The organism is Pigmentiphaga daeguensis (genome assembly GCF_039523035.1).
GTDB lineage: Bacteria > Pseudomonadota > Gammaproteobacteria > Burkholderiales > Burkholderiaceae_B > Pigmentiphaga > Pigmentiphaga daeguensis.
On record NZ_BAAAEN010000016.1, the window covers coordinates 53,043 to 67,088 of the forward strand.

The following is a 14,046-nucleotide window of genomic DNA, read 5'->3' on the forward strand; positions in this document are numbered from 1 at the left end:
AGGCTACAAATCGAGGAAATTAAATTGGGGTCGCACCATTACCGTGCGTTTTCATCCTCTGCTCGCGGCTGTTTCCGGGGCCTCCCCCGCTTGCTGGCCGCGGCGCGCCGGCTGCTGGTGCCCTCGAGCGACTGCACGAAGGCCGGCCCACCCAAGGCCCATTGGCCGTATAGCGCCTGTTCGATGCGCTGCGCCGCCGAGGGCGCCACGCCCTCGGCCATTCTGGCGCGGTAGTTGGCCTGCCGGTCGAACGGCGTATTGCCGCAGGCCCAATAGTCGGCATGGTCGTGCAGCAGCCCCGCCGCCGCGGCCCCCACGTGCGCCGGGGCCGAGGACCAGCGCCACAATTCCGCATCGCCGGCCAGCCCCTGGCGCAGCGGGACCGTCTCGAGCCAGATCAGGCAGGGCAGCACCCAGGCGCCCGGCTCGACCAGCGTGGAGCGGAACCGGCCGGCAAAGACCCTGCCTATATGTAATCGGGCGGCCAGGCGGCGTCCCAGGGACTGGATCACGGCCGAAATCCCGCCTGGGCCCGAGGGCGTGGCCATCAGCAACAGTTGATCGAAAGTAAGCGCCCACCCATGAACGGCCACGCCGTGCTGCCGGGCGTCGGCCTCCAGCCAGGCGGCCACCTGGTCCAGCATGGCGCCGCCGTCGCCCCCCGCCGACAGGGGAACCGTGAAACGGGCCTGGGCGAGATGGGGAAGATCCGGAGCGTACAGGCGGGGAAGGCGGGCCATGTTTATTGGGGACGCATCAATATAGAAGGTCGGAAAATGCAGGTTTCCGCGAACGATACGCCGATTTCATGGTCTATGCAGTATGAAACCCTGATCGCCCGCCCAAGCCCGGTCCCCATCGGCTCCCCTCCGGCGCCGTCCCGACCGGGTCCGCTCGCCGTGCTGCATTGCACAGCGATCGAATCGCTTTATCGCACCCATCAAAAACACCCATTAGCACTCTTTGTTCGAGAGTGCTAACCTTCAGACATGGAGGTAAGCCGTTTATGAAACGTTCGTCGAATCAGTCCAACGTCCTCGCACCCGCCACAAGCGGTCCGGGCGCGCTGGCCCTGGCCATCGCCAACCCGGGCGCCCTTGGCACGATCGAAGCCTATATCGGCGCCGTCAACCGCCTGCCGGTGCTGACGGCCGAGCAGGAACACGACCTGGCCCTGCGCTACCAGGAAAAGCAGGACCTCAACGCCGCCCGCGAACTGGTGCTGTCGCACCTGCGCCTGGTGGTGGCCATCGCCCGCCAATACCTGGGCTACGGATTGCCGCACGCCGACCTGATCCAGGAAGGCAACGTCGGCCTGATGAAGGCCGTCAAGCGCTTCGACCCCAACCGCGGCGTACGGCTGGTCTCCTTCGCCATCCATTGGGTCAAGGCCGAGATCCACGAGTACATCCTGAAGAACTGGCGCCTGGTCAAGGTGGCGACCACCAAGGCCCAGCGCAAGCTGTTCTTCAACCTGCGCAGCCTGAAACCGGACTCGCATGCGCTGACGCCGGAGCAGGTCGAGGAAATCGCCGCCAGCCTGAACGTGCGGCCGCAGGACGTGACCGAGATGGAAGTGCGCCTGTACGGGCAGGACATGGCCCTGGAAGGCCGTGGCACCGATGACGGCGAAAACGATTTCGCCCCTATCGCCTACCTGTCGGACGAAGGCCAGCACGAGCCCAGCGCCATCCTCGAGGAACGCCGCCGCGACGAACTGCACGGCAGCGGACTGCTGCAAGCGCTGGATAGCCTGGACGAGCGGTCGCGCCGCATCATCGAGGCGCGCTGGCTGAAAGACGAAGGTGGCGCCACCCTGCAGGAACTCGCGGACGAATTCGGTGTGTCCGCCGAGCGCATCCGGCAGATCGAGGCCCGCGCCATGACCAAGATGCGCGGAGCGCTGGCCGAGTACGCCTGACCCCGCAGGCAGCGGCCAGGGCGACACGAGCCCGAGGGCGGATTCCGGAGCACCGGATCCGCCCTTTTTATTTGGGCGCGACAGCCGTCACACGAAGTTACAGAAATGGCGGAAATTTACGTGGAAACACGGGTGGCGGGTGAACTTCCCCGCCTGGGCGTGGACTAACCATCAGGTGGGACACGCTTTGGGTGCAACGCCCTCGTGTCGGAATGTCGGGCTTCCCCCCGCTCGACGTTTCTTCCGGCGCAGTCTGCCGGTACCAGCCGATACATCCGCCTCTGCTTTTCTCCTCCCTCCCCCCCACTTGAGGCGGATATTCCACGGGACACCTTCGGTGTCCCGTTTTTTTAGGGGGAGCCCACCCCCTACCCGCTTACGCGGGCCCCCTCAAGGGGGCGATGCGGGTGGACCGGCGGAGCCGGATCCACCGCATCCTGGGTCTAGTACCCGTTTCTTGGAGTGTGCGGCACCGGTGCTGTCGCTGGCTGCCAGCGGTAGCAGCCGTGCTTAAGTCCAAGATAGTTTCCCTAGACCCAGGAAACCGCGGATCTGGCTTTGCCAGTCCGCCGGTTTCGCCCCCTGGGGGGCGCGCGTCAGCGCGTAGGGGGGCTATAACAGCTGGCGAATGTCGCTGGCCAGGGCGTCGACGCCGGCATTGTGGCGGGCGAAGAGGCGCAGGTGGCCGTCGGGGTCGTAGATGTAGACGCCGGCGGTGTGGTCCATGGTGTAGGAACCGGGCTCCTTGCCGGGGACCTTGGCGTAGAACACCTTGAAGGACTTGGCCACGCGGGCGGTGGCATCGGCGTCGCCGCGCAGCCCGAGGAAGCTGGGGTCGAACTGGGTCACGTACGCACGCAGGATCTCGGGCGTGTCACGCTCGGGATCCACCGTCACGAAGGCGATCTGGACCTTGTCGCCGTCCTTGCCCAGGCTGTTCTTGACCTGCACGAACTCGGCCAGCGTGGTCGGACACACGTCGGGACACTGCACGAAGCCGAAGAACACCACCAGGACCTTGCCCTTGAAGTCCTGCAGCGTGCGCGGCTGTCCGTTGAAATCCGTCAGGGACAGATCCGTTCCCAGATCCGATCCGCTCACGTCGGTGCTGTTGAACGAAGGCTTCTTCTGGCAAGCCGCCAACATCGCCGCCGCCACGGCGGCAGCGCCGGCGCGCAGGACGAAACGGCGGGAAACAGCAAACTCGGCCATGACTAACCCTCAATGACGACAAACGGAGGGAGAATCCGCCCGGACACGGGCGGACGTCCCTCACAACCAGTGATCGACCAGCAGGGCCGCGAACAGCAGCGACAGATACAGGATCGAATAGCGAAACAGGCGCCGCGCCAGCTCGTCGCTGTAGCTGCGGTAGAGCTTCCAGGCATAGCCCACGAACACCAGCCCCAGGGCCACGGCGCTGGCCAGGTAGACCAGGCCGCTCATGCGGATCACGTAGGGCAGCAGCGTGGTGGCGAACAGCGCCACGGAATACAGCAGGATGTGCAGCCGCGTGAGCTTCTGGCCGTGCGTGACGGGCAGCATGGGCAGGCCGGCGTTCTCGTAGTCCTTGGTGCGGTACAGCGCCAGGGCCCAGAAATGCGGCGGCGTCCAGATGAAGATGATCAGTACCAGCAGCCACGCCTCGGCCGGGACGCTGTCGGCCACGGCGGCCCAGCCCAGCGCCGGCGGCATGGCGCCGGAAAGGCCGCCGATCACGATGTTCTGCGGCGTGCGGGGCTTCAGGATGACGGTATAGATGATGGCGTAGCCGACGAAGGTCGCGAAGGTCAGCCACATGGTCAGCGGATTGACCAGGGTGTAGAGCACGGTCATGCCCAGGCCGCCGACCACGCCCGACATGGCGATAATCTGCAGCGCGCCGATGTCGCCCCGCGCGGTGGGCCGGTGCGCGGTGCGGGCCATGCGCGCGTCGACCTGCTCCTCGATCAGGCAGTTGATGGCGAAGGCGGCCGCCGCCAGCAGCCAGATGCCTATCGTCGCCGCGATCACGGTCTGCCACGGCGGCACGGCGGGGGTGGCGAGGAACATGCCGATGACCGCGCAGAAAACGGCAAGCTGGCTGACGCGAGGCTTGGTCAGCACCCAATATTGCCGAAGACGCAGACTGACGGTAGACACAGTAATGCTTTCCATGAGGATTCCCGAACTTCAGTAGGCCCTCGCGCCGCCATCCGGCGCGTGGCGGGCCCGTCCCAGCCTGACCAGCAGCGTCACGCACAGGATGGTCAGGACGGCGGCCCCGCCGTTATGCAGCACGGCGATCACTATAGGCCATTGCAGGAAAATGCTGGTCAGCCCGGTCAGCAGTTGCACCACGAGCATGGCCAGCAGCGCCCGCGACGGCCCCTGCAGGCCGTCGTATCGGCGCAACCTGAGCGCCAATCCGCCCAGGTAGATCAGGACCACGAACGCGAAATTGCGATGCGTCCAGTGGATGGCGGTCAGCGCGCTTTGCGAGATGATCTCGCCCGATGGCAGCTCGCCCAGCCCGCGCACGATCGAATAGCCGCCGCCGAAGTCCATGTCCGGCAGCCACTGGCCGTGGCAGGTCGGGAAATCCATGCAGGCCAGCGCCGCGTAATTCGTGCTGACCCAGCCCCCCAGCGCCAGCTGCGTATACAGCAACACCAGGCCGACCGCCACGTATTTCCGCCAACGTCCGGCTTCCGGCACGATATCCGGCAGCACGGTCTGCCTGGCCGACAGCCAGGTCAGCAGCGCCAGCAGGCTGATCCCGCCCAGCAGGTGGGCGGTGACCACGGCCGGCATCAGTTGATGGGTGACGGTCCAGGCGCCGAAGGCCCCCTGCAGGCAGACCGCCGGCAGGATCACCGTGGCCAGCCAGGGGGACTGTGCCAGCGCCTTGCGGTGGCGCCAGGCCATGAACACGATGCCGATGATCAGCATGCCCAGCAGGGTGCCCGCGTAGCGGTGGATCATCTCTATCCAGGCCTTGGATAGTGTAACCGGTCCTTCGGGCATGGCCGTCGCGGCGGCGTGGATGTCATGCCGCGCCCCGATCGGGGACGCATTGCCGTAGCAACCCGGCCAGTCGGGGCAGCCCAGGCCGGAATCGGTCAGCCGCACGAAGGCGCCGAACATGATCAGGTCGAAGGTCAGGAACATCGTGATCGCCACCAGCCTGGCGTAGCGGGCGCGGATCCGGGTGGTGCCCTCTTCGAGGCGTTGCGTGTCCATGGTCCCGCCCTAGCCGATGCGCGACGCGTGCAGCAGCTTGCCGATGTCCTCGCGCAGGCGCAGGGGATCGGGATTCTCGGGGAAGCGCAGCATCAGGTTGTTGCGAGGGTCGACCAGCCAGATGTGCTGGCCGAGCGCCGCGGGCGTGGCGTCGACGCCGGGCGGCAGCGCGAGGAAGCGCCCCACCTGCTCGGCCCGGGCGCGGACCATGTGGGTGCCTTCGTAGGCGCGGATGACCACGGTCGGCACGGGCTCGTCGTCCAGGATCAGCCAGACGCGCTCGATGCGCCCCACGTTCTTGCCCGTGCTGGCATGCGTCTGGCGCATGATGTAGAGCTTCTTGGCGCACTCGTCGCCGCAGTCGCCGCCGTGGGCGGCCACCATGACCCACTTGCCGTTCAGGCTGCGCAGGTCGAACGGCGTGCCGTCCAGGTCCGTCAATTGCAGTTGCTCGGCCGGCGGAACCGGGCGCTGCGGCTCGACCAGGTCGCCGTAGTTGGTGCCGGCGCTGCCCGGACGCCATTCCAGGAAATAGACCAGCGCGGCCGCCACCACGGGCGCGGCGCAGATCGCCAGCACCGCGTACAGGGCGAACAGCGAGCGCCGTGGCCGGACGACGGCGCCGCTAGCGTTTCGGGCGGAGGACTCGGACAAGGATGACTCCAAAGGCGATGGCGGCGATGGCCGCGAACGAAAACCACTGCAACGCATAACCGCGGTGCGTGTCTATATTGGTAGGCGGACCGGCCCAGTCGCGGACCAGCCCGTCCGGCGCTTCGCCGGTCTGCTCCAGCACGGCGGGCAGCAGGGCCACACCCGCGGCCTTGGCGTAGGTCTCCAGCTCCAGGTTCTGCACCCGGGGCGGCGCGCCGGGCCAGCCGGGCAGGCTCGATGCCAACTCGTCGCGCTTGCGCCCGCTCAACGCGGGCAGTTCGAACAGGCGCGGCACGCGCGGGACGAGTTCGCCCCGCACGGTGACCGGGCCGGTCGGCGTACGTACGGTGACCGGGGCGTCGGGCACGGGACGCGGCAGCCAGCCCCGCAGTACGGCCACCGCCTGCCGGCCCTCGTCGTCGAACGCCAGCGGCGTCACGACCCAGAAACCCGGCCGGCCGTCCGCCATGCGGTTGTCCAGCAGCACCGTCCGGTCGGCCAGCCAGTGGCCGGAGGCCTGGGCCGACCGCCAGGGGATCAGGTCCTGGGCGGTCCGCTCCGGCCCCAGGGCCAAGGGCGGCAAGCCGCGGCCCGCTTCCAGCGCGGCCAGGGTGGCGGCTTTTTCGTGAGCCCGCCCCAGTTGCCAGCGGCCCAGCGCGACCGTGACCGCCACGGTGGCGGCCAGCAGCACCAGGGCCAGCGGGACCGACCCACCGCCGGCATGCCTGCGGCCGGCCGGCGGGATCGGCGCCGGCATGCCGGCAGGATGGGGCGCCGAGCGTTTCATGCAGCGGAAGAAGCGCACGGCACCGCGCGGACTGCCATAATCGCGGGCTGGAGGAGAGATTCGATGCGCATCATAGTAGGCATAGCCTTCGTCGGCATTCTGTACAGCTTGGGTTCCGCCCTGGTCTACCTGATGAGGGACACCGGCAATAGCAAGCGTATGGTCTACGCGCTGACGGCCCGGATCGGCCTGTCGGTGCTGTTGTTCCTGTTCGTGCTGTTCGCCCATTGGATGGGCTGGATCCAGAGCACCGGCCTGCGTTGACCGGCCCGCGCCAGGCGGCGCGGCATCTGGACGGCCCCGGCGGCCCCGAAGGGCAGGCCCCTGTCCGGCTCACCGGAAGGCCCAGCCTGCTAGTGTGCCTGCCCCCACACACCCCGGGAAGCGGCCAACTGTCGCAGGCCGCTGAGAACATGTCCCCCTTCCGTCTCACGCCCCCCCCCCGAACCAGGGCACAGCGGATCCGGCTCCGCCGGTCCGCCAGTGCCGCCCCCCTGGGGGGGCGCGCGTCAGCGCGTAGGGGGGGGTTCCCTTCTAGAACCAGTAGACGAAGAGGTACAAGCCCAGCCACACGACGTCGACGAAGTGCCAGTACCAGGCGGCGCCTTCGAAGCCGAAATGGTGGGTAGCCGTGAAGTCGCCCCGGATCAGGCGGCGCAGCATCACCGCCAGCATGATGGCGCCCATGGTGACGTGGAAGCCGTGGAAGCCCGTCAGCATGTAGAACGTGGAGCCGAAGGCGCCCGAGGTGAGCTTGAGGTTCAGCTCGGTGTACGCATGGAAATACTCATAGGCCTGGAAGCCCATGAAGGTCGCGCCCAGCAGGATGGTGACGAACAGCCAGAAGGCGGCCTTCGCGCGGTTGCTGGCCAGCAGCGCGTGGTGCGAGATCGTCAGCGTCACGCCCGAGGTCAGCAGCAGGGCGGTGTTGATGGTGGGGATCCAGAAGGGCCCCATCGCGGTGAAGGGCTCGATGGTCCCGGCCGGGCCGGTATTGGGCCAGGCGCCGGCGAAATCCGGCCACAGCACCATGCGGTTGTCGAGGTCCGACAGCCAGGGCGTGGTGAACGCGCGGGCGTAGAACAGCGCGCCGAAGAAGGCGGCGAAGAACATGACCTCGGAGAAGATGAACCAGCTCATGCTCCAGCGGTACGAAACGTCGACACGCTTGCTGTAGAGCCCGCCGGTGGACTCGGCGATGGCATCGCCGAACCAGCGGTAGAGCACGAAGAGGAAGCCGAGCACGCCGGCCAGCACGAACCATGGGCCGACGCTCACGCTGTTGACCCACAGGGCCATGCCCAGCAGGAAGAACAGCAGTGCCAGGCTGGCCGTGGCGGGATGCATGGATGGAGCCGGCACGAAATAGTACGGCGCCTCCTTGCCCGAAACCGAGTGACTTGCACTCATCTCAACTCTCCTTCGCGAATTCCACAAAACCGCACATGATTCGGAGACGGCCTTCCCGGCCATCCTTGTTCTTCTAGCCGACGACCGTCCTGACGATCAGCAGCAGCACTACCACAAACACCACCGCCATCACGACACCGGCGATGATGACGTAGATCGGATTGAGCTTGGCGGCATCGTTGCGGTAGTCCGCCCCGCGCCGCAAACCCGTGAAGGACCACAGCACCGCGCCCAGGGTCTGGAAGAAATTGAGCTTGCGGCCGGCGGCCGATTTCAGGTCGTCGCTCAACTCTTGCCTCCGGACCCGGCGGCGGGCCGCACGTCGGCCGACCGTCCGCCGACCTCGAAGAACGTATACGACAGCGTGATCGTATGCACATCCTTCGGCAGCTTGGGATCCACCACGAACACCACCGGGAACTGGCGCGTCTCGCGCGCTTTCAGGTCCTGCTGGGAAAAACAGAAGCACTCCAGCTTCTTGAAATACTGGCCGGCCACCATGGGCGCATAGCTGGGGATGGCCTGCCCCGCCATTTCGCGGTCCTGCTGGTTGGCGATCTCGTAGACGATGGTCGCCAGCTCGCCCGGATTGACGTCCATGGACGACTGCACCGGCCGGAACCGCCATGGACCGTGGATGTTCGCATCGAACACGATCTTGACGGTACGGCTGGTGTCGACCTGCGTATTGCGCGCGAAGGCGGCGGCATCGTCGTCGACCTTGGTCAGCACGTTGATGCCCGTCACCTCGCAAATGGCGCGGTACATGGGAACCAGCGCATAGCCGAAGCCGAACATCATCGCGATGATGACGGCCAGCTTGCCCAGCATCCGACGGTTGTCGGACGCGGGCTTGGCGGGTTGCCTGGGGTCGGGATGCGTCATGCGGGCACCTGCGACACGTATCGGGTCAGCCGAGGAAGACCTTGCGCAGGATCACCGCGAGGAAAAACGCGGCGACCAGAACTGCGAGTGCAAGGCCCGTGCGCCGGTTGCGGCGGCGCTGCTCGGACGTGACCATCTACTTGACCTGAGGCGGCGTTTCGAACGAATGGTACGGCGCCGGCGAAGGAAGGGTCCACTCCAGGCCGCCGTCCTCGGCGCCCCAGGGGTTGGCGGGAGCGGGCTCGCCATGGCCCCGGTAGGCCTTCAGCACGACGTACAGGAACAGCAGTTGCGACAGACCGAACCAGAAGGCGCCGATGGTGGCGATCTGGTGGAAGTCGGTGAACTGGGCGGCGTAGTCCGCATAGCGGCGGGGCATGCCGGCCAGGCCCAGGAAGTGCATCGGGAAGAAGGTGACGTTGAACGAGATCAGCGACGACCAGAAGTGGATCTTGCCCAGCTTCTCGTCATACATCACGCCCGTCCACTTCGGCAGCCAGTAGTAGGTGCCGCCGAACAGCGCGAACAGCGAACCGGCCACCAGCACGTAGTGGAAGTGCGCCACCACGTAGTAGGTGTCCTGCACCTGGATGTCGATGGGCGCGACGGCCAGGATCAGGCCGGTGAAGCCGCCCATCGTGAACACGAAGATGAAGCCGATCGCGAACAGCATCGGCGTCTCGAAGGTCATCGAGCCGCGCCACATGGTGGCCAGCCAGTTGAAGATCTTCACGCCGGTGGGCACCGCGATCAGCATGGTCGCGTACATGAAGAACAGCTGGCCGGTGACGGGCATGCCGGTCGTGAACATGTGGTGGGCCCACACGATGAACGACAGGATGGCGATCGAGGCCGTGGCGTAGACCATGGAGGCATAGCCGAACAGGCGCTTGCGGGCGAAAACCGGGACGATGGCCGACACGATGCCGAACGCCGGCAAGATCATGATGTAGACCTCGGGGTGCCCGAAGAACCAGAAGATGTGCTGGTACATGACCGGATCGCCGCCGCCGGCCGCGTTGAAGAACGAGGTGCCGAAATGGCGGTCGGTCAGCACCATGGTGATGGCGCCGGCCAGCACGGGCATCACGGCGATCAGCAGGTAGGCGGTGATGAGCCAGGTCCAGCAGAACAGCGGCATCTTCATCAGCGTCATGCCGGGCGCGCGCATGTTCAGGATGGTCACGATGATGTTGATCGCGCCCATGATGGACGAGGCGCCCATGATGTGCACGGCGAAGATCGCGAAGTCCATGCCGGGGCCCATCTGGACCGACAGCGGCGCGTACAGCGTCCAGCCCGCGGCGGTGGCGCCGCCCGGCACGAAGAACGAGACCGTCAGCAGGATGGCGGCGACGGGCAGCAGCCAGAAGCTGAAGTTGTTCATCCGCGCAAAGGCCATGTCCGAGGCGCCGATCTGCAGCGGGATCATCCAGTTCGCGAAGCCCACGAAGGCCGGCATGATCGCGCCGAACACCATGATCAGGCCGTGCATGGTGGTGAACTGGTTGAACAGCTCGGGCTGGAAGAACTGGATGCCCGGCTCGAACAGCTCGGTGCGCAGCAGCAGCGCCAGCAGTCCGCCTTCCATCAGCATCGTGAAGGAAAAGATCAGGTACATCGTACCGATATCTTTGTGGTTCGTGGCGAACAGCCAGCGCCGCCAGCCAGTCGGATGGCCGTGGGCGTGGTCGTCATGATCGTGCCCGTGGGCGTGATCGATCGCGGTGCTGCTCATGATGGCTCCTTGCTGCTCCGTACTGCTGTCTTCGCTATCGTGACGAAGGCGCTCAATATGTGAAAACTGAACCGGTACTGCAGGCCGCCCCCGCGGGGCGGCCGCTCGTCCTTAGCGGGCCGACTTCACATCGGCGGGCTGCACGACGGGATCCTGGCCCTTGCCCGCGTTGCTCCAGGCATTGCGGGTATAGGTGATGGCGGCGGCGATCTCGACGTCGGACAGGTGCGCGAACGAGGCCATGGCGGTGCCGGGACGGCCCTTCAGCACGGTTTCGATCTGCTTGTCCTTGGGGCCCAGTACGGTCGGGTCGGCATCCAGCGCGGGGAAGGTGCCCGGCACGCCCTTGCCGTTGGCCTGGTGACAGGCCACGCAATTGGACGCGAACACCTTTTCGCCGCGGGTCTTCAGTTCGTCGGCCGTCCAGGTCTTGTTGGGATCGTCGGCTTGCGCGGCCAGCTTGGCCTTCTGCTCCTCGACCCACTTACTATAGTCCTCCTGGGAGACGACCTTCACGACGATGGGCATGAAGGCGTGGTCCTTGCCGCACAGTTCCGCGCACTGGCCGCGGAATTCGCCGGTTTTCTCGGCGCGGAACCAGGTGTCGCGCACGAATCCGGGGATGGCGTCCTGCTTGACGCCGAAGGCCGGCACCATCCACGCGTGGATGACGTCGTTGGCGGTGGTGATGACGCGGACCTTCTTGTTGACCGGCACGACCAGGGGATTGTCGACCTCGATCAGGTAGTTGTCGCCCTTGGGTTCGGTACCGTTGCGCTGCTCCATCGGGGTGGACAGGTTGGACAGGAAGGAGATGCCCTCGCCTTCGCCGTTCAGGTAGTCGTAGCCCCATTTCCATTGGTAGCCGGTGGCCTTCACCGTCAGGTCGGCATTGGACGTGTCCTTCATCGCGACCACGGTCTTGGTGGCCGGCAGGGCCATGCCGATCACGATCAGGAACGGAATCACGGTCCAGGCGACTTCGACGCCTATGCTCTCGTGGAACGACGCGGGCTTGGCGCCGCGCGACTTCCGGTGCGCCCAGATGGAATAGAACATCACCGCGAACACCGCGATGAAGATGACCAAACAGATGGCCAGCATCATCCAGTGCAGCCACTCGATCTGCGCCGCGATGCTGGTGACGGGCTCGTGCAGATTGAGCTGATTGACTTTCGGGCCGCCCACGCTGTCGTTGACGGCAAATGCTGCGTTGCCGGCCAGCATGCTGACCATCAACGCCCCCAACGACCCACCCAACCACTTCTTCATGTCCGACCTCGAAGAACAGCGTTTAGTGTTATTCAGGCAGCCGACACCGTGCGCAGCTTGCGCGGGCCCCCACCGCCACAAAACTCCTTACCATGCGCCTTGGAAAATAATTATGTTGCTAGCGCATAGAATCGCAGGATTATACGGGGTGCCAGACAGGACCAGCAACCCGACCCGCTTCCGAGCAGGCTCAACGCACTCCGCCACGCCGTATGGACGAGACCGGAACGTGCGTCTCGCCTGGCGCCGAACGGTACGACGCGGCCCGCCACGCATGGCCGTAGGCGACCTCGGCCGTCAGGCGGATCAGGCCGTCCGGCCCTCGTCCCGCCTCGATGGCCTCGACCAGCCGGGCGCGCCATGCGCGCGTGGCCAGCCCCCGCTTGCGGCCCCGCGCGGGATTGCCGCCCAGGCGCCGCACGTCGTCGAGCAGGCTGTCGGCATGCCGGTAGGTGAAGGTGAGCACCTCCTGGTCCATCACCGGATCCGCGAAACCGTTCTCGATCAGCAGGTCGCCGAAGTCGTGCATGTCGACGAACTCTGGCGTGGCCGTGGCAAGGCCCGCCCGCGCCACGGCCTCGCGCAGCTCGCGGAACGTCGCCGGCCCCAGGCAGCTGAACATCGCCAGCCCGCCCACGCGCAGCAGGCGGCGCCATTCGGCCAGCACCGCGTGCGGCTCGGGATGCCAGTGCAGCGCCATGTTGGACCAGACCAGGTCCAGCGACTCGGGCGGCAGGCCCGTTCCGGCCATGTCGGCCTGGACGAACGCCGGCAGTTGCGGCGCGCCGCGGCCGGCCAGCTTCAGCGCGGAATGGCGCAGCCGGGCCCCCACCGACGAGGGCAGGTGCAGCCGGCGCGCATGGGCCAGCACCGCGGCGCTGAGATCCACGCCGGTATAGGCGGCCCCGGGATAGCGCGCCTGCAGGCGCTCCAGCGCCGCGCCGGCGCCGCAGCCCGCATCCAGCATGGCCTTGGGCGCCAGCCGGATGTATTCCAGGCGCTCGAACATGCGGGCGCCTATCTCGCCGTACAGGAACTGCGCCGCCTCCAGGTCGCCCCGGCGCCCGAACTGCAGCGCGACGTGCTCGCGCGCCAGCGGCAGCGACGGCAGGCGGTCTGGATGGGAGCTTTCTGTCATTGCAACACGCACGAAAATCCAAGGAATCCCTAAACTGCGGCGCAAAAGCGCCCGGGCGCACGGGCCGCGCCCACCCTCCATGATGCCACCGACAGATTTTTCATGCCCGGACCCTTTCCCATGCCGCGCTGGCGGCACCTGGCGGCGCGCCTGCGGGCGCTCGTGCCGTCCGACTGCCCGCTGTGCGCCGGCCGCAGCCGGGGCGGCATGCTGTGCGCCGCCTGCGAAGACGCCGTCTGCTGGACCGCCCGCACCTCGCCGGGGCTGGGCCTGCCGTGGCGCTGCGCCCGGTGCGCGCTGCCCCTGCCGGAGCACGACACCGCCTGCCCCGACTGCGCGGGCCAGGTTCCGGCGTTCACCCGCACCATCATCGCCTTCGACTATGCGCCGCCGGCCGACGCCCTGGTGCTGCAACTGAAGAACGGCCGCCGCTATGGCCGGGCCGACCTGCTGGGCAACCTCCTGGCCGAAGCGGTGCGCCACCAGGCTCGACCCCTGGAGCCCGGGACCGTATTGGTTCCCATTCCGTCGTCCTACGCCTCGCTGCGGCGGCGCGGCTTCAACCCCGCCGCCGAGATCGCCCGCGCCCTGGGCCGCGACCTGGCGCTGCCGGTGCGGCACGACCTGCTGCGCCGCAGCCGCGAACAGGCCAAGCAGAGCGGCCTGGGGCGCCTGGGCAGGCGCGAGGCGGTGCGGGGACTGTATGCTTGCGCTCCCCGGGCCGGCGGGCTGCGCATCGGCCTGGTGGACGACGTCATGACCACGGGCAGCACCCTGCATGCGGCGGCGGCCGCGCTGCGGATGGCCGGGGCCGCCTCGGTGGTCGCATTGGCCGTCGCGCGCACCCCAGGGCAATTCCCAGCCGGTTCGCGCGCAAGGCCACGGGCAGAATGTCGGGACTGAGGCAACAAACGATTTCGATCGATTTCAAACCCGGGCTTCTTGTCAACACATTGCGGCGCAACTGGAATACCTTAGAGGGCGCCGCGATCCGGGGCATTTTCCTCGCGGCGCGAATC

The 14,046-nt window shown here is 66.9% G+C and carries 16 protein-coding genes; 3 read left to right on the plus strand and 13 right to left on the minus strand.

From position 1 onward, the window contains the following. Nucleotides 1-38: 38 nt before the first annotated feature. Complete coding sequence (locus ABD104_RS19100) at nt 39-740, minus strand: hypothetical protein (RefSeq protein ID WP_087838623.1); 702 nt, start codon at nt 738-740, stop codon at nt 39-41. 266 nt (nt 741-1,006) lie between these two features. On the opposite strand from ABD104_RS19100, the gene rpoH reads away from it, so the two are divergent. Next, nucleotides 1,007-1,921: an RNA polymerase sigma factor RpoH gene (gene rpoH / locus ABD104_RS19105; protein ID WP_087838624.1), complete on the plus strand. Its 915-nt coding sequence runs from the start codon at nt 1,007-1,009 to the stop codon at nt 1,919-1,921. Between the two features lie 612 nt (nt 1,922-2,533). Here rpoH and ABD104_RS19110 read toward each other — a convergent pair. Genes ABD104_RS19110 through ABD104_RS19130 form a run of 5 tightly spaced genes read right to left on the minus strand, consistent with a single transcriptional unit; the run spans nt 2,534 to nt 6,554 of the window. Then, nucleotides 2,534-3,133 (minus strand): SCO family protein, encoded by a 600-nt coding sequence (locus ABD104_RS19110; protein ID WP_343928034.1) that lies wholly within the window; start codon nt 3,131-3,133, stop codon nt 2,534-2,536. 60 nt (nt 3,134-3,193) lie between these two features. Further along, nucleotides 3,194-4,078, minus strand: a complete 885-nt coding sequence (gene cyoE, locus ABD104_RS19115; RefSeq protein ID WP_087838626.1) for a heme o synthase — start codon at nt 4,076-4,078, stop codon at nt 3,194-3,196. Nucleotides 4,079-4,093: 15 nt separating this feature from the next. Then, entirely contained in the window at nt 4,094-5,143 is a 1,050-nt protein-coding gene (locus ABD104_RS19120; protein ID WP_087838627.1) for a COX15/CtaA family protein, read from the minus strand. A 9-nt stretch (nt 5,144-5,152) separates the two neighbouring features. Continuing rightward, nucleotides 5,153-5,797: an SCO family protein gene (locus tag ABD104_RS19125; protein WP_343928035.1), complete on the minus strand. Its 645-nt coding sequence runs from the start codon at nt 5,795-5,797 to the stop codon at nt 5,153-5,155. Continuing rightward, a complete protein-coding gene (locus ABD104_RS19130) occupies nt 5,769-6,554 on the minus strand; it encodes an SURF1 family protein (RefSeq protein WP_087838628.1) in 786 nt (261 codons plus the stop codon). The genes ABD104_RS19125 and ABD104_RS19130 overlap by 29 nt, the downstream gene beginning before the upstream one ends. 93 nt (nt 6,555-6,647) lie before the next feature. On the opposite strand from ABD104_RS19130, the gene ABD104_RS19135 reads away from it, so the two are divergent. Then, the gene (locus ABD104_RS19135; protein WP_087838629.1) at nt 6,648-6,848 is read left to right on the plus strand and encodes a twin transmembrane helix small protein; all 201 of its coding nucleotides are present in this window, start codon (nt 6,648-6,650) and stop codon (nt 6,846-6,848) included. Nucleotides 6,849-7,118: 270 nt separating this feature from the next. On the opposite strand, the gene ABD104_RS19140 is transcribed toward ABD104_RS19135, so the two are convergent. The 7 genes from ABD104_RS19140 to ABD104_RS19170 form a co-directional block, all read right to left on the minus strand. Continuing rightward, on the minus strand, nt 7,119-7,994 hold the full coding sequence (locus ABD104_RS19140) for a cytochrome c oxidase subunit 3 (protein WP_087838630.1): 876 nt from the start codon (nt 7,992-7,994) through the stop codon (nt 7,119-7,121). A 73-nt stretch (nt 7,995-8,067) separates the two neighbouring features. Then, a complete protein-coding gene (locus ABD104_RS19145) occupies nt 8,068-8,283 on the minus strand; it encodes a DUF2970 domain-containing protein (protein WP_087838631.1) in 216 nt (71 codons plus the stop codon). After that, the gene (locus ABD104_RS19150) at nt 8,280-8,879 is read right to left on the minus strand and encodes a cytochrome c oxidase assembly protein (RefSeq protein WP_132979595.1); all 600 of its coding nucleotides are present in this window, start codon (nt 8,877-8,879) and stop codon (nt 8,280-8,282) included. The genes ABD104_RS19145 and ABD104_RS19150 overlap by 4 nt, the downstream gene beginning before the upstream one ends. A 25-nt stretch (nt 8,880-8,904) precedes the next feature. Beyond that, complete coding sequence (locus tag ABD104_RS19155) at nt 8,905-9,015, minus strand: cytochrome oxidase small assembly protein (RefSeq protein ID WP_217896306.1); 111 nt, start codon at nt 9,013-9,015, stop codon at nt 8,905-8,907. Next, the gene (ctaD, locus tag ABD104_RS19160; RefSeq protein ID WP_087838633.1) at nt 9,016-10,617 is read right to left on the minus strand and encodes a cytochrome c oxidase subunit I; all 1,602 of its coding nucleotides are present in this window, start codon (nt 10,615-10,617) and stop codon (nt 9,016-9,018) included. It lies immediately after the preceding gene. A 111-nt stretch (nt 10,618-10,728) separates the two neighbouring features. Then, nucleotides 10,729-11,889, minus strand: a complete 1,161-nt coding sequence (gene coxB, locus ABD104_RS19165) for a cytochrome c oxidase subunit II (protein WP_087838634.1) — start codon at nt 11,887-11,889, stop codon at nt 10,729-10,731. A 190-nt stretch (nt 11,890-12,079) separates the two neighbouring features. Next, entirely contained in the window at nt 12,080-13,027 is a 948-nt protein-coding gene (locus tag ABD104_RS19170; protein WP_087838635.1) for a methyltransferase domain-containing protein, read from the minus strand. Between the two features lie 102 nt (nt 13,028-13,129). On the opposite strand from ABD104_RS19170, the gene ABD104_RS19175 reads away from it, so the two are divergent. Next, complete coding sequence (locus ABD104_RS19175; RefSeq protein ID WP_140416858.1) at nt 13,130-13,930, plus strand: ComFC family protein; 801 nt, start codon at nt 13,130-13,132, stop codon at nt 13,928-13,930. The last annotated feature ends 116 nt before the right edge of the window (nt 13,931-14,046 follow it).